A 16,265-nucleotide genomic window follows, 5' to 3' on the forward strand; every position below is an offset into this window, starting at 1 on the left:
GCTAAGACAGCGACCCTTGGTTCCCATGGACTGCCATCAGCTTAAGCTGCTCCCGGTACTGCTTTGGCGTAATGCCTTCATATTTTTTGAAAATCCGAATAAAATAGCTCGCCGTCTGGAGGCCGATTTGCTCCGAAATACCATCTAGGCTAAGCGGAGAATGGTAGAGCAGCTCCTTGGCCCGTTTCATCCGCAGCCGGATGACATAGTCGCTGAAGCTTACGCCCGTCTCCTCCTTGAACAACACGCTGAGATAGCTCGGATTCAGATGGACATGCTGGGCGACCTCCTTGATGGACAAAGGCATGCCAATACTTTCATGGATATACTTAACGGCACTAAGTATATAGGCATTGGTGGAGGGCACGCCATAGGACAGCCCGTTTGCCGCTTCCTCCGACTTGGATTGAAAGGCTTTTCCAACCGCCTGAATGAGCTGCTCCTGCCGAATCGGCTTCAGCAAATAATCGACGGCACCAAGCTTCAGCCCTTTCTGGGCATACTCAAATTCCGCAAAGCCGGTGAGCAGTATCGTATTAATGTCGTTCTGCTCGCCGCGCAGCGTCTCAAGCAGCTCGATGCCCGTCATAAGCGGCATCCGGATATCGGTAATAAGCAGATCATAGGGCTTCTCCCGGAGCAGCCGGATTGCCTGCTTCCCATTGTCCGCCATATCGACCTGCACCTTGTCTTCTCCCCACTGCTCCAGGGTGAAGGCCACCCCCATGCGCGAATTGTACTCATCATCAACGACCAGTATGCTGTGATTCATCATCAGAAGCTCTCCTCTCTGGCTCAGGCTCTAGCGGAATTTTCAATACAATCGTCGTCCCGGCACCCGGCGCGCTGTCAATGGTTAAGCCGAATTGCTTCCCGTAATGAAGCTGAATCAGCTTGCACACATTGAATAGGCCAATCCCACTTTTGCCCGTTACAAAAGCAATGCTCAAATCGCTCTGTAAGCGTTCTCTTATTTGATGCAGCTGATCGGGGTCGATGCCAATGCCGTTATCTTGCACCGTAAAGGAAATGACGCCCGCTTCCTCCCTTACGCGCAGCTTAATCGTGCCACCATGCTCCATAGGCTCAATGCCATGCACGATGGCATTTTCAACCAACGGCTGAATCGCGAGCTTGGGAATCCGCACGCCGCCAAGCTGCTGCTCGCAGTCGATTTCAATGGCGAGCCTGTCGCGCCAGCGCATTTTCATAATATCGCCATACCGCTTGACCTGCTCCAGCTCCTCATCAATGGTGACAAATCCGTCCTGCGTGCTTGAGTGAATCGTATACCGGAACAAATCGGCCAGCTGAATAACGGTCTGCGCCAGCTCCTGCTCTCCTTTGCGGATATGATCCCAGTAGAGCGAATCGAGCGTATTGAATAAAAAATGCGGATTGATTTGTGAATGAAGTGCTTTAATTTCGCTTTTGCTCTTCACAATTTCAATCTCATATACCGATTTAATTAAATAATTAATCTGCTTAACCATCTGGTTATACGTCAAATTCAGCTGATTAACCTCGCGATTAAAATATTGGTCGGGGTTTTCCCGTGGACTGCCGTGCTTGCCGCCCTGAATAATGCGTGTCAGGCTTCGAATTGGCGAAGTAATAAACTTGGATAAATAATAAGACAGCAGCGCAAATACGAATATGCTCAGCACGCTCGCCCAAAGCAATACATCGCGCAAAAAGTAAATATCGGCGGTCAGCGTTTGCTTGGGAATCATAATTTGCAGCTTCCAGCCTGTCGATCGTATGGCCCGCTCTACCGTTACATAATCGCCGCTCTCTCCTTCAAGAGCGCCGACCGACAGGAGCAGTCCGCTGTCCCCCACGTTCATGCTGTTGTTGTTTTCATCAAGAAGACGCATCACACGGCCATTGTCCTTCGCCTTGTCCGTAGTCGCCAGCTCGATAATCGCAGGCTTAAGCCGGATGAGCAAATAGCCGCCCTTCGCATATTTCTCCTTCTCAAGCTTGACCTGCCTGACGGCCAGCAAATATTCCGGGTTGTCTGGATCGCGTCCGATCCATATCATGGCTCCCGCCTCATGGATTTCATCCGCCTGCTGCAAATAACGCTCCTCTATCCGCTCTGCGATGCTCTTCTCCACAATGGGGTAGAGGCTGCGGGACAAGCTGTAAAGCTCAATGTCCTTTATCGTATCTGAGTAGGCCGTCTTTTCGATGAGCAGCCTCCTCAGCTTCATTCGTTCGTCATAAACCGCCCAATGCCCCTGCTTCTCCAAGCTGAGCGCTTCTTGTATCCGGTCATCCATGGCCAGCTGCAGCGTCAGGACGTTAACCTCGTTAAGCTGCGATTCCAGCCTTCCGCTTGCTTGCAGCGCGATCTCGTCAATATACAGTGCCGCATTTTCCCGCTGCACCTTGGACAGCAGCACATAGAGGCTGCTCACCGTAATGAGCAGGACAAGGGACATGGTCAAAATAAAGCTGACAAAAATTTGGCCTCTCGTCTGATCCAATCCTATTTTTTTGAAGTATCCCACTTGCTGCTTCCTCCAGTGAAACTTGCACAAAACCTATCCTCTCGAAAGTTCATGAAAGGATAGGCTTTGTCCGCATACGGTTATTTATTTGGATAGATCATAATTTTTATACTTGTGTCCTTCTGCGTACGGGCCATTTCAACTGCTTCCTTCGTATCCCGCAGCGCATATTTATGGGTAATGACCTTCTCGATGTCCACGCTGGACTGGCTGAGCGCTTGAATGGCGCCCGGGTAGGTGTTGGCATATCGGAACAGTCCGAGCACATCTACCTCCGCATCAATAATCGCGTTCACATCAACCGGAATTTCGGAGGCAGCTGGCATTCCGACAAGCACAATGCGTCCGCCGCGTTTGACGGTGCGAACCGCATCGGCGATCGCCCGTCCGTTTCCGGAGGTCTCAACGATAACCGTAACGCCTTTTCCGCCGGTCAGTTCAGCAATGCGCGCCTGCACATCCTCTTTCATTGGATCGATAACAGCCGTAACGCCCATTTCCTTCGCCAGCTCCTGGCGGAACGGCACAACGTCCGTCGCATAAATTTCACTCACGCCGTACACCTTCGCTGCCTGAATCGCAAGCAGGCCGATCGGGCCAAGCCCGGTTACGAGCAAACGGTCTGCAGGAGTGACCTTCGCGCGGTTCATCGCGTGAAGTCCTACGGACAGCGGCTCCAGAAGCGCGCCCTGCTCAAAGCTGATTTCATCCGGCAGCTTGAATAGGAAATCGCTGCGTACCGCTACATACTCAGCCCATGCGCCGTCAACCGGCGGCGTTGCCATAAACACAACGTCCGGGCACAAATTGTAGCGGCCCGATTTGCAATATTCACAGCGGCCGCATGCTACGCCCGGCTCTACCGCAACCCGGTCGCCAATCGCGACACCCGATACGCGTGCGCCGACAGCAACGACCTCGCCAGCCAGCTCATGGCCGAGAATAATCGGTTTTTCCACGACATAGCGGCCAATTCTTCCGTGCTCATAATAATGAACGTCTGAGCCACATACGCCAATACAGTATACTTTGACGAGCGCCTCATCGTCCTTCGGGGTCGGAACGGGTACTTTCTGAATCTCGATATCCAGCGGTTTGTTCATTACGGCTGCATCCATTACGTTTATGCTCATCATCAGCTCACCTTTCAGAATACTTGAAATAATCAAAGTCCGCATACTTGCCTCGTCCGCTTAAATCCTGTACGCAAATGCCGATAAATGCTCCAGTGAAGCCTTGATCAAGCGCAATGCCGTCCTTCACCAGCTCGGCGTTTTCATCCGATATTTTGCTGGCATCCAGAATAGGGCCAATCGGCTGCCAAGCCGCTCCATCCAGCGAATAGTGGAATTGCAGCGCCTCATGGCGGACTTCCGCCTTCAAATAGCAGCGCTCTGCCCCATCAATCGATATGGGCTGCTCAAGCGGCTCATCATATACGGAGCGGTCGCTCGACATAATGCCGAGGCATTTGCCCAGCTGCTCATCACGACTGATCCATAAGTAATAATAATTCTTTGTATTGTAATAGTATACAAGCCCAGCAAGCTGCTGATAAGTATCTGGCTCAAATTCTACCACCGTTTCAGCATCTACGGTGAACGATTGCTGGCGGCGTGCTATCAGGCTCTGCCGGTGGGAGGAATACAGCGATTCTCTTCCCTTCAGCCTCATATGGCCCGGACGCTCCTTCAGCGTTGCCCATTGCTCGCTCCGCGGCTCGCGCAGTGTATGAAGATGAATGCTTATCGCATCCCTGTCAAAATGCTCAATCTCTGGCTCCGCCTCAAAACGATGCTCCGGGAGCGCTGGTGCGCTCACCTGAACCTCCGGCGAATGGCCTCCGCCGATAAGGCGCAGCCAGCCGTCCTCCGTCCAAGCGACCCTCTGAAGGGCGGTTTCCCGTCCAAGCGTGCAGCTTCCCGAAGGGCTGAGCGGCCGCGCGCACAGATGGGCAATATACAGCTGCCCCTCCTGCGTCTCGACTAGACTGACATGGCCCGCCTTTTGCAGCGCTAGCTCTGGGCGGTCCGCTGACGTAATGAGCGGCCCAGCCGGATCGGCCTCATAGGTGCCAAGCAGCGTTCGTGAACGAGCCACCGTCGCCGCATGGCCAAAGCGCGTGCCGCCCTCCGCGGTGATCATATAATAATAGCCGTCATGACGATAAATGTGAGGACCTTCCGTCAAACCAAGCGGCGTGCCGCCAAATATCGTTTGAATCGGTCCCGTTAGCGCCTTTAGCTCCTCGGAATACTGCTGAATGACGATGCCGCCGAACGGATTTTTCCCTTTACGGTGATCCCATGTTAAATTGACCAGCCATTTGGTGCCATCCTCATCATGGAACAGGGAAGGGTCAAAGCCGCTGCTGTTCAAATAAATCGGCTCTGACCAAGGCCCCATAATATCGGTTGTCGTAACGACATAGTTATGCGTGTCCTTGAACGGGCCCATATGGCTTTTTACATCGGTAAACACCAGATAGAAGATGCCGTTATAGTAGCTGAGGCACGGCGCCCATACTCCGCCGGAGTCGGAATTGCCGATCATATCGAGCTGGCTCGCCCGGGTAAGCGGGTGCGTGAGCACCCGCCAGTTTTTCAAATCGCGAGAATGATGAATTTGAACGCCGGGAAACCATTCGAAGGTCGAGGTCGCAATATAATAGTCGTCTCCGACACGAATGATCGAAGGATCGGGGTTGAAGCCCCGCAATATCGGATTGTTAATTACGTTAATCGCAAACGCCTCCTGTCTCACATGCTCTGACCGCTGTTACTTGATTTTCGCCAGCTCGTCTTTAACGCTGCTTGCATTTTGGCCGACGATCGCGCCGACCGAATTCAGGAACTGCTCGGCACGCTTCGCGTCCAGCGCTTGGTCATAGTAGCTGAAGAAGCCTTCCAAGCTGCTGCTGATGGAGCTATCGTAGGCAAACGCCAGCGGATTCATTTTTGCCTCTTCAAGTCCTGGGTTTTTCATTGGGCTGATGTTCGCGCCTTCATTAATTTCCTTCCGCTGCAGCGAGTCAGTAAGGAAACGAATCGCTTCATAAGCCGCTTCTTGGTTCGTCTTGGAAGAAATCGCCATGCCTGCGCCGAAGCCGCCTTGGTAAGTGTTAATGCCGCCTTGGCCGCCATCTACGGTCGGGAATGGCACGAAGCCTACTTTATCGGCAAAGTCGCCATCGAGGAAGGAGTTCATTGCCCATTCACCTTGCAGATACATGGCAGCTTTGCCGTTCGTAAACAGCGATTCCGCTGCTGCATAATCAAGACCAAGGAAACCATTGATGAAGCCTTTGTGATCGACAGCAAGCTCACGCAGCATTTCGCCTGCTTTTACAAAGCTGTCCTGTGTGAAATCAGCTTCGCCATTTTTCGCTTTCTCGAACGGCTCCATGCCGCCGATGCGCTGTGCCAGATAAGAAAACCAGTGCAGAACCGGCCAGCGGTCTTTGCCTGCGACTGTAATCGGAACGATATTTTTAGCGTTCAGTTGATCCACAACACTTAGCAGCTCCGCATAGGTTGTCGGAGGAGTCAGACCATTTTCATCAAAAATTTGCTTGTTGTACCATAGGGATACTCCGCTGAACAGAACGGGAATGCCGTAGTTTTTGCCTTCGTAAGAGAAAGTTTCCAATCCGCCATTAAGCACATCGTTTTTGAACGCTTCATCCTTATTCAGCGGCTCCGTAATATCGCCCAGCATACTGTTAGACACGAGCGTATCGAAGGTTTCACCGCTCCAATACGTAATAATATCCGGCACCTGGTTGCCTGTAATCGCTACTTTCATTTTGGTTTTTAAAGCTTCGTCTTCAAAAAACTCGGCCGTAAGCTCCACATTCGGATGCTCGTCGTTGAATTGCTTGATTGATTTTTCAATAATAGCCTTGTTTCTCGTTTCCATGCTCCACATGGTCAGCTTCGTTACCTCGCCCGCTCCTGCCTTCGTCCCTTCGCCTTCTGCCTTGTTTCCAGCGCTGGAGCAGCCTGCCATTACTACCATCATCAATGCCAACAATAAGATAAGACCCTTTTTCATATTTGTTTCCCCCTTGGATAGTGTCGAATGCCGCAGCTCATAATTAGATGTCCCTATTAGCCTTTAACCGCGCCCGCTACAACCCCCTTTTGAATATACTTTTGCAGAAACATGTATAAAATAATGATAGGAGCTGTCGTGATGACCAATGCCGCGCTGATCAGCGAATAATCGGCACTGAAGTTGCCCTTGAACATCATGAGGCCGAGCGGCAGCGTTTTGAGCGATTCCTTGGATACCATGACGAGCGGAAAGACGAAATCATTCATAATGTTGAAAAAGGAGAGAATCGTAATCGTCGCCAGCACAGGCTTCGCAATCGGAAAATACACTTTGAAAAACGTCTGATAAATCGAGCAGCCGTCAATCATGGCCGCTTCCTCCAGCTCCTTCGGCACGCCCTGAAAGAAGCCATGGGCGATAAAGACAGCGACCGGAAGATTAAAGGCGATATAAGGGAAAAACAATGCCCAGAACGAATCATAAATCCCCAGCTTGTTCGCCATCGTAAACAGTGGAATCAAGGTGCTGTGGATCGGAATCAGCATGCCGAGGAAAAATGCTCCCAGCAGCAGCTTCGAGCCCTTAAACGGCCGAATCGATAAGTAAAAGCCAATCAGCGTCGATACGACCAGCAGCCCGACTACCGAGAAGAAGGTAATGTACAGGCTGTTGAACAAATAGCCGTTGATGCCTTGGTTCCAGGCCTGCACAAAATTATCAAAATGCCACGATTCCGGCAGCCCCCAAGGGTTGGCGAAATACTCCTTATTGGTTTTAAATGACGAAATGACCATCCATACGAACGGATATCCTGTAAATACGAGATGGACCAGAAGCAGCACATACAGCAGCAATCGGGAAAAGCCTTTGCCTCGCGTCCCCGCTGGCTGCATCGTTTGAGTCGCGCTCACCTTCATCTCTCCTTTCTCTTATTGGAATCTGGCGCCTGTACGGCTCAGAAGCTTGGAAATAATAAATGCGAGGCACAATCCGAACAGCAGCAGGAAGGTGGAGATGGTGCTGCCATAGCCGAAGTCCATCATGCGGAATGCATTTTTCATCATATAGCTTGCTAGCACTTCGCTGCTATTATTCGGCCCGCCGCCCGTCATAATATAGATCAGGTCGAAATATTTCAAAGAATTGATCACACAGTTCAGCACCGTGAACGTAATGGTCGGCCAGATCAGCGGGATTTGAATGCTGAAAATAATTCTCCACTCTCCAGCGCCCTCTACCCGTGCCGACTCCAGTACCTCTTCCGAGATGCCCTGAAGCGCGCCGATATAGACGATAATATAAAAGCCGATAAACTGCCAAGCGACAACCGCGATAACCGACCCTAGCGCCGTTGCTTCCTCTCCGAGCCAGGCATGTGCCCAGCTGTCGAGCCCAAGCTGCATAAGCAAACTATTCAGCAGCCCGAAATTCGGGTCGTAAATTTGCCCCCACAAAATGCCAAGCACGGCTGTAGACAGCATAACCGGTGTGAAATAAATCGTTTTCAAAAAATTTGATCCTCTCAGCTTGTAGCCCAGCACAATCGCAAAAAACAAACCGACTGGCAGTTGAATGAAAAGCGCTCCCAACGTTAATAACACTGAGTTTTTGAGCGAGGTCCATAGAACCGGATCTTGAAGCAGCCGAATGAAATTGTCTCCTCCGTTGAACACCTTTGCCGAAACTCCGTCCCACTGGAAGAAGCTATAATAAATACTCATACTGATCGGCACAATAATAACTGCCAAAAAAATCAACAGCGCAGGTCCCATGAAAAATAACCTGCTGCCCAAGCGTCCGGCGCCTGTTTCGTTCATCCGTAACACCCTCTCCTAGCTTAATGCGCATGATGCCTTGCTTTTTTGTATCCGTTTTCATTATTTTATCAATGACATAAATCATTGTAATGACACGATGATTAGGTAAAATAGCACTTTCATTGGTTCGTCCGGCAGGGCGAGGGAATACAACAAAAAACCGCATTCGTCTGAATGCAGTTGTTTGGGATAATGCTTTTAGTTGGTGCCGGCTATTGCAGGCCATGGATAGAAACGTAATCCCGCTAAATCCTGATAGAAGCAGCCCGCTTCAATCGTATTCCCGATTGATCCCGATCGATGGCTTGGTGGAAACAGAAGACCCTATTTCAACCGAATCACGGATTATGGCATAGTTCGCAGACTCAGGAGCAGCTATTGGGTTAACAATCGCTATTTCGAGGGGATAATGAGGCCAATAACGGATCTCCTGTCCGCATACTGCCTGAAACCGCATAAAAGGCCAGAATAGCGGAACCTCAGTCCCAATCATCCTTGAACTCTTCTGGGCCGACATCCATTTTAAAATCGCCTTTTTCATATAGAAGCGGACTGCGTTCCACCCCGTCTTTGGAGTATTTTTCAACGTGACTGACTCGCATTTGCTTGGCATCTGTGAAATCGATATGGGCGATTGCCACCCAATAGGCGTAATCGTTTTTCTCGAGCAGTGGTGCTGTTACGGTTTGTCCCTGATGATTATCAACAATTGCGCGAACCTTCATCGATTTAAAGCTGCCTGCGCCATTGCTTAATGCGCTATAGGCAGCAAATAAAACGTAGCTTAACGCTTCCGGCCGATGAATAACAATCGTTTCTTTCCCATGTCCCATAGCATCCCCATCCAGTTGAATGTACGGTGCAGTATGTGGTGATCCCAAATTGCGATAATAGATTTTGCCAACCTGCTTGTCCTTTGTTACATAAAAACAATACAAATCCAAATCCTTATCCGTTTGCCATTCTAGAGTCGCCGTAACCTTGGATGACTTTTGAATGTTAATGCTTTCTTTCTTCTTGAGCTCCACTTTTAGCAGTTGGTGCGGCTTGGCCGGGGAAACAGCGGGTTCAGCAGCAGCAGCCACTTCCGCATGTGATTCGCTGTATACTTTGAGTCCAAAGCTGCTAACAAGAGCGGCGAGCCCTCCCTCAAACCCGCTTCCGACGGCACTAAACTTCCACTCTCCTTTATGGAGATAAAATTCGCCAACAACGATAGCTGTTTCTTTGCTAAGGCCTTCTCCGAGGTTGAATCTACCTATCTCCTCGCCGTTGATTGGGTTATAGATTCGCCCGACGGCGCTGCGAACTTGCGAAAAGGCTTGACCGTGCGATTCCCCATCATGAATAGTGAGTGTTACCGCGATTTTATGTATATCACTCGGTACCTTGCCTACCGAAATTTTTATAAGCTCTCGATCTCCATTCGCCGGACCTGAGTGTGCAACGGCATGCTGCCGGCTGAACGGTTGATTATAGAAGATCATATCTTCATCCTTGGCACATACACCTGCTTGATTTAAGAGGAAAGCTGATGCATTTATATCGATTGCTGGATCTGCGGTCTGCCAAGAAAGCCCCATTACAATATCGGAAATCCCGCGACCTTTTGTAACATCGATTTTTTGACCTTTTGCTAGGATCATCAACAACCGCTCCTTATCGATCTCCAATTTTACAAAATGACACATTTTTAGTATATCATACGAATCAAAGTCTATAGGCAAATAACCAGAACACAAAAAGAATAAGAACAGGATTGACATTCCGTCAAGAAGTAACTATTATGGTTACAACGGTGGTGATAACAATGAAGCAATTCAGCAGCCGCTTCTCGATGGGAGTCCATATTCTGACGTTGATTGCTGTTATGCCGGGAGATTGCACTGGGGATATGATTGCTGGCAGCGTAAATACGAATCCCGTCGTCATCCGAAGAATTATGGCCCAGCTGAAAAAAGCCGGTTTGATTAATGTCCGGCCCGGTGTTGGTGGTGCTACTCTATTGAAAGACCCCGCATCTATTAGCTTATTGGAAGTGTACAATGCGGTTGAAGTCATTGATGAGGGACCCTTGTTCCATTTTCATCCAAATCCTAGCCCGCGATGCCCTGTAGGCAGAACCATTGAAGCCTCCCTTACGGCAGAACTGACTGAAGCTCAAGCCGCTATGGAGCAGAGATTGAGCAGCGTTAGCATTGCGAAGATACTGGGACAAGTTTGTTAAAAAAAGCTCTTGCAATGGCTTTTTTACGCCCTCGTTGTAACTACTTAGGTTATAACAGTGAAGGTTTCAAAAGTAACTAAAGCTAGGCTATAAGGGGATTTCAATCATTGAATCCCGTTTTATTTCACACAAACCCAACCAATGGAGGAATGAATCATGAAAATTTTAGTAACTGGCGCAACTGGACAATTTGGCTCCCTCGTCATCGATACTTTATTAAAAAACCTGCCTGCTGAACAGCTTGCGGTAAGTGTGCGTACGCCAGAAAAAGCTGCGCATTTACAAGCACAAGGTGTTGAAGTACGCCACGGTGACTTTGATCAGCCCGAAACCCTCGATACAGCATTTGCTGGTGTGGACCGTTTGTTGATCGTTTCCGCTGATGCAGATAATGCTACACGTATTCGCCAGCATCAAGCCGCTATCGATGCCGCCAAAAAAGCAGGCGTAGGCTTCATTGCTTACACAAGTGTTGCCAAAGCAGATAAGAGCACGCTCTCGCTCGCTGAAGTCCACCGCGCTGCGGAAGAAGCGATTCTTGCAACGGGAATTCCATATTCTCTGCTGCGTAACAACTGGTATGCTGAAAACGAAGCTGGCAGCGTACAGGGCGCCATCCACGGAGCACCTTGGCTGAATGCCACTGGCACTGCGCGTGCAGGCTATGCATTACGGAGCGATTATGCTGAAGCGGCTGCGGCTGTTCTAGCTGGCGAGGGCCATGACAATACGGTCTACGAGCTGTCGGGCAAGCCGCGTACGCAAGCTGAGCTTGCAGCCATCACTGGTGAAGCATTGGGCAAAGAAATCAACGTCGTGGATGTAGACGACGCTGCATTCGGCCAAGCTTTGACGCAAGCAGGGCTTCCTGATTTTGTCGTAGCGATGATTGTAGATTTACAAGCTCCAATCCGCGAAGGCTCCCTCGATGTAGAGAGCAATGATCTGGAAACGCTGCTTGGCCGTCCAGCTACTCCACTCAGCGCATTTGTTTCCGCTCTTTCTGGACGTTAAGCTATTGTGGCTAATAGGATAGGCAGGGCAAGCAAATGAAACGAGTCTGTCTCGACAGGTCAGAAATGACCTCCGGGACAGACTCGTTTTACATTTAGATAGTCGGCAATCAACAGCTTGATGCTGTTCGTTTGTTTCCGGGGATTGCCGGGATACTCCCTGTACAAAGCTAGACTTGGCGGACACAGCAGCCGCTATTCCAATAAAATCAAGGGTAATGGCACAGTCCGCGGACTCAGGAGACGCTATTGCTCTGCAAATGGCCATTTTGACGGGAGGAGGAGGCCGTTAACGGATTTCCTGTCCGCGAAAGACGCAAAACCAGGTCAAAAACCAGAATAGCGGAACCTCTGTCCTCAGAAAAAAAGCAGTGAGCATCCCGAGCGTTGAGATCTCAGACTACCATCGCAAACTGCGGTCCTTTGGGCTTGAATCGTCAGATAAAATTGGGCTTGAATAAGCGCGAAGCAAGGAGCTGTACCCCAGCTCCGGCTTGCAAACGCTTCTTTGTTGCCCCTGTTGTACCCTCCATTTTTCTAGACCATTCCTGTCCTTAACGTAGATGTGGTTTTTCTGCCGATAAGGGAGAATAACTAGAGGTAATGCTTATAATATTTTTTTCGAATTCTTTTTTTCATGGTTCCCCCGCATATAGATTTCAAATGTGAAATGAATAGTGTCTTTATTGGGCTATAGGTGTTCGAGCTTCTTCGTCATCCAAACAAAAAAAGAGACAGTCCAGCAAATGCCAGCTGTCTCATCAACAAAAAATGGAACAAGTCCCCGAGCCCACCCTCACCTTATCCATACATCAGCACGTGGTAGTTACATTAAACCATATACAGCCTAGTTACATGCTAACGCGCACTCTTGTTACATTATTGGGCTAATTCGTTATATCTTGTAGATCTGGCCCTGCATCTACTTCGGAGGTCCAACTACCCGTTGGCGGGTTGTGCTCGCTTGTATGATTTCGGTTACCAACTTGTTTAAATATCCAGTACATCCGTGCTCCAGTTTTTCTCTTGGATCTTGAAGTCCAATTCCCGATATTTCCTCGATAGCTCGTCAACCTCTTTTTGAAGATCTGCGATCTCAACGGTCGTATAAAATTTCACTTCTTGCCGGCTGTATCGTTCCACCCTGATGACTATTCTTCATTAGTTCTAACATTTATAGTCCCCTCATAGCTTGATACCCGTTACTTGAGCAAAATAAAAAAAGGCCAACCAGAATATTCTGGCTAACCTGATAATACGAAAGACCGTCTGCTTAAGCAGCGGCCTCATCTATCTGTTGTTGATTCCTTTCATTTAAGAAACACTCTGAACATCGGCAAATTCGATTCGATTTCGTCCATTTTGCTTGGCCTGATAAAGGGCTTTATCGACGGCGGCAAAAAGTTGAATTAAATACCCTTCTGGATTGTCCGGTACATGCTGAAGATTAAAGTCTTCAATGGATAAAAACCCTACGCTTACCGTAATGGAAACCTCTCCGATTTCATGATCTACTAAAATGTCGTTCGACTCTACCGCTAATCTCACTCGTTCCGCTAATTGTTTGGCCAACTGGCGTTCTGTATGCGGCAGGTAGATCATGAATTCTTCCCCGCCATAGCGAGTTAGAATGTCGGTCCCACGAATGGATTGTTTGACGGCTTGAGCCGTACGATAAAGAACTTCATCCCCAATTACATGACCGTAGCGATCATTAATTGATTTAAAGAAATCAATATCAAAAAGGATAAGTGAAAACGGAATTTTATATTGAATATTGGTTATAACCTCATGCATCAGCTGCTGCGTCAAATAACGTCGATTGTAGCAGTCTGTTAAACTGTCCGTAAGAACTAATTCTTCAAGCTTTTGATTAGCTGTGGACAGCTCATTGCGAATGCGATCAAGTGCATGATTTCGTTCCTGAAGAACCTCATTTTGCCGATTCATTTCTTTCACAAAAAAGCGCTCCTGCGAGACATCCTGAAACGTAATGATATGACCAATCTGCATTCGGTAAGAATCGACAATCGGAGAAGCCTGTACGATAAAATGACGCACAATGTCTCGCTCATCGATAATTTCGATTTGAGACAATGTATTTTCTTTTCGCTTATAACGTTCGAGAAACCTCTTGCTGCTGCCCTCAACACGAACAGACCCCAGCAACAACTCCATATCAAAATAATCACCTACATTTAAATCCATATAATTTCGTAAAGATCTGTTGGCTTCAATAATAGTTTCATTATCATCCAGCACAAGTATGCCATATGGAAGCGTGTTGATCACATCCTCATGAGCGATGGAGACAAGATCAAACACATTATATTTTTTAATGACATATACGAAAAATAAATCCGAAAGAAAAATACCCATCGAAGTAAAGCCCGGAATGATTGGCAGCCACTCTCTTAGGACCACATTAAGAATGGCATCAATACCTGCAAATATAGCAAGCACGAATATTCCCCACAACGTTACTTTCACTTGCTTTCTAATCATTGGTGACGTTTTGGAAGCCTTCAATGCCCCAAACAATACAAAGAGAGAAGCAAAGAAGTAGCTCACTAGAATAGTGATGACTATCCAAAACCATGTGCCGTATGCTCGATGAACGTAACCGCCCTCCAGCGGAGTCACAAAAAGATTATTCGGGTTAATGACCACGCCAACTGCTGCGATAACCGCTGGAGCAAACAGCAGAAACAAGCTTTTTTTTCCTAATTTATCAGCATTTCCGGTAAGAAAGACAGTAAGCAGCAGCCAGCCGCTTCCGAGCAAAGAGAGTGCGACAAAGGACAAAATCACATAGAACAACTGCAGCAGCGGATCAGTGGTCAGATCTATAGCAATCTGGCACAGTGGCCAAAGCATCATTAAAAAATGAAATAAAAAGTACACCTTATGTAAGTTCGTAATCCTCACGGTAGCAAAAACATAAACATATAAAGCAAACAATAGGAGGAATAAAAAGAGATCATACCATACTAATGGGCTCACAAATCTTCTCCTTTTTTGATTCGACGACTACAATATTATAGAAATAGCATAATCCATGACGCTTAAATGAACCTTTAAAAAATACTTCTCCAAATCATTAGCTTGGTTAAATTAACCACATCTTATCACACAGTAAAGACAGTCAGCTAGCCCACACAATGGCAGTCCAACCATCCTCTGACCGATTTCTTCATACATTCTTTGAATTTGCCCATGAATGGGACGTTTATGACTTAAGCTATGAGAGAGAAGAGGTTGTTTTGGGGATAGATTTAGAAGATTTTCGCGGTTCGCGCCCTAGAGCCATCCGTTGCCGGACAGCCCCTTCATACATTCTATTAGTGATGATCCAAGGGATTATTATCCGAAAACAAATCGGGATTGTCTTTGAGCATGCCAATTATTACTCTCGCTACCGCAGCCGCATCACAAACCCTTACAACCGCATCGCCGAGCCGCCCCTTATGCATAGCGCCTTCACTTTCCAGTATATCATCTACTTTCCAAAAATGCTGCGACCACGACAGCCCGCAATGTCTGCGGGAAGGCACAGAAATTTCTGTTCCATCGGCTAAAATAGTGTAAAGCAGCTCATGGTCATCCGTTAACCTGCCCGGTATGTCCACCCATTCTTCGACACCATGAATAAAGGTATTGCGCCTTAAATCGACCCCAACTAACAATATAGTCGCCCTGCGGTCGAGCAGCTTCCCCCAAGCGGAGCCTCTAGCGCAGGGCGTATCGAAACGATGATCGTCGTTTGTGAGCTCTATAGCATCTCTACCTAATGCTGCCACCGAATGAGTGGGGTGCAGCGAACGCACCACACCAGGCCGCTTGCGAAAAAGCTCGGGCAGTATTCCGACGCAGGAAGGGGAACGATCAACGTAAAATTTCGGATTATCCGCATTAATGTAGGACCATGTATGGGTGGGCAACACCAACAGCCCATCCTTCATATGAGCGGTTAACGCATCTAAGACAGTATCTGCGCCACCGTCGACAGGCCCAATACTTTTCATCGAAGAATGGACGAGCAGCGTCCCCTGGCCGTCAATGCCTAGCTGCTCTAGCTGCTTCATTAAGCTCTCTATCGTATGCATGTTTTTCACCCTCCCCCGCCATTATATCAAAACTTGCCCTTAATTGTGATAGGGTTCGATGTATCACTCTGACGGCTAATAGAAAACTATAAATCTCCCCGTTTATTAGTTATTGAACCGGGGGTCACTTTATTGCTCTTATTTTGAAATATTTTTTTATCAAAAAATAAAAGGATGGTGAAGAGACATATGCCGAATAACAATATCGATGCTGTCGTAATAAACGTAATCATTGTAACCGTGTTCTCCATCTTGTTGTACAGGAGCATACTGAGCGGCATTAGTCCGCCTCCAATCAGACTGGACCAAGCATGTAATTTAGCTGTTTTTTTCATGTCGATCTCTTTAAATACATAATAGAAAATACCGTATGCAAAAAGAGTTAACCAGCCGACAACTAGAATATGGGCGTGACCCGGAACCATTGTATAGTCTTTTCTCCCCGCTATATCCGATCCGAGCATTGCGCCGATCAAAGCATATACTGCAGAAATACGAATTAACCATTTACTGTAAATTACCAAAATGTC

The 16,265-nt window shown here is 48.1% G+C and carries 14 protein-coding genes; 2 read left to right on the plus strand and 12 right to left on the minus strand.

Going from position 1 to position 16,265, the window contains the following annotated elements; genetic code table 11:
- Nucleotide 1 precedes the first annotated feature (1 nt).
- The 8 genes from MHB80_RS25785 to MHB80_RS25820 all read right to left on the minus strand — a co-directional run bounded on the left by MHB80_RS25785 (nucleotide 2) and on the right by MHB80_RS25820 (nucleotide 10,041).
- The gene (locus MHB80_RS25785) at nucleotides 2-775 is read right to left on the minus strand and encodes a response regulator (protein WP_341279641.1); all 774 of its coding nucleotides are present in this window, start codon (nucleotides 773-775) and stop codon (nucleotides 2-4) included.
- A complete protein-coding gene (locus MHB80_RS25790; RefSeq protein ID WP_341279642.1) occupies nucleotides 747-2,516 on the minus strand; it encodes a sensor histidine kinase in 1,770 nt (589 codons plus the stop codon). Before MHB80_RS25790 ends, MHB80_RS25785 begins: the two co-directional genes overlap by 29 nt.
- 80 nt (nucleotides 2,517-2,596) lie before the next feature.
- Nucleotides 2,597-3,649, minus strand: a complete 1,053-nt coding sequence (locus MHB80_RS25795) for an NAD(P)-dependent alcohol dehydrogenase (RefSeq protein ID WP_341283078.1) — start codon at nucleotides 3,647-3,649, stop codon at nucleotides 2,597-2,599.
- Nucleotides 3,650-3,656: 7 nt separating this feature from the next.
- On the minus strand, nucleotides 3,657-5,258 hold the full coding sequence (locus MHB80_RS25800) for a glycoside hydrolase family 43 protein (protein WP_341283079.1): 1,602 nt from the start codon (nucleotides 5,256-5,258) through the stop codon (nucleotides 3,657-3,659).
- A 36-nt stretch (nucleotides 5,259-5,294) separates the two neighbouring features.
- Entirely contained in the window at nucleotides 5,295-6,569 is a 1,275-nt protein-coding gene (locus tag MHB80_RS25805) for an extracellular solute-binding protein (protein ID WP_341279643.1), read from the minus strand.
- Between the two features lie 56 nt (nucleotides 6,570-6,625).
- A complete protein-coding gene (locus MHB80_RS25810; protein WP_341279644.1) occupies nucleotides 6,626-7,483 on the minus strand; it encodes a carbohydrate ABC transporter permease in 858 nt (285 codons plus the stop codon).
- Nucleotides 7,484-7,501: 18 nt separating this feature from the next.
- The gene (locus tag MHB80_RS25815) at nucleotides 7,502-8,389 is read right to left on the minus strand and encodes a sugar ABC transporter permease (protein WP_341279645.1); all 888 of its coding nucleotides are present in this window, start codon (nucleotides 8,387-8,389) and stop codon (nucleotides 7,502-7,504) included.
- A gap of 479 nt (nucleotides 8,390-8,868) precedes the next feature.
- Complete coding sequence (locus MHB80_RS25820) at nucleotides 8,869-10,041, minus strand: TerD family protein (protein ID WP_341283080.1); 1,173 nt, start codon at nucleotides 10,039-10,041, stop codon at nucleotides 8,869-8,871.
- Nucleotides 10,042-10,199: 158 nt separating this feature from the next.
- On the opposite strand from MHB80_RS25820, the gene MHB80_RS25825 reads away from it, so the two are divergent.
- A complete protein-coding gene (locus MHB80_RS25825) occupies nucleotides 10,200-10,616 on the plus strand; it encodes an Rrf2 family transcriptional regulator (protein ID WP_341279646.1) in 417 nt (138 codons plus the stop codon).
- 156 nt (nucleotides 10,617-10,772) lie between these two features.
- Nucleotides 10,773-11,630, plus strand: a complete 858-nt coding sequence (locus MHB80_RS25830) for an SDR family oxidoreductase (protein WP_341279647.1) — start codon at nucleotides 10,773-10,775, stop codon at nucleotides 11,628-11,630.
- A gap of 989 nt (nucleotides 11,631-12,619) precedes the next feature.
- Here the strand turns inward: MHB80_RS25830 and MHB80_RS25835 are convergent.
- The 4 genes from MHB80_RS25835 to MHB80_RS25850 form a co-directional block, all read right to left on the minus strand.
- A complete protein-coding gene (locus tag MHB80_RS25835; protein WP_341279648.1) occupies nucleotides 12,620-12,772 on the minus strand; it encodes a hypothetical protein in 153 nt (50 codons plus the stop codon).
- A gap of 171 nt (nucleotides 12,773-12,943) precedes the next feature.
- A complete protein-coding gene (locus MHB80_RS25840; RefSeq protein ID WP_341279649.1) occupies nucleotides 12,944-14,632 on the minus strand; it encodes a diguanylate cyclase in 1,689 nt (562 codons plus the stop codon).
- A gap of 338 nt (nucleotides 14,633-14,970) precedes the next feature.
- Entirely contained in the window at nucleotides 14,971-15,735 is a 765-nt protein-coding gene (locus MHB80_RS25845) for an AAC(3) family N-acetyltransferase (RefSeq protein ID WP_341279650.1), read from the minus strand.
- Nucleotides 15,736-15,821: 86 nt separating this feature from the next.
- On the minus strand, nucleotides 15,822-16,259 hold the full coding sequence (locus MHB80_RS25850) for a hypothetical protein (RefSeq protein ID WP_341279651.1): 438 nt from the start codon (nucleotides 16,257-16,259) through the stop codon (nucleotides 15,822-15,824).
- Nucleotides 16,260-16,265 lie beyond the last annotated feature (6 nt).

Source organism: Paenibacillus sp. FSL H8-0537, assembly GCF_038051995.1.
In the GTDB taxonomy this organism is placed as follows: Bacteria; Bacillota; Bacilli; order Paenibacillales; family Paenibacillaceae; genus Pristimantibacillus.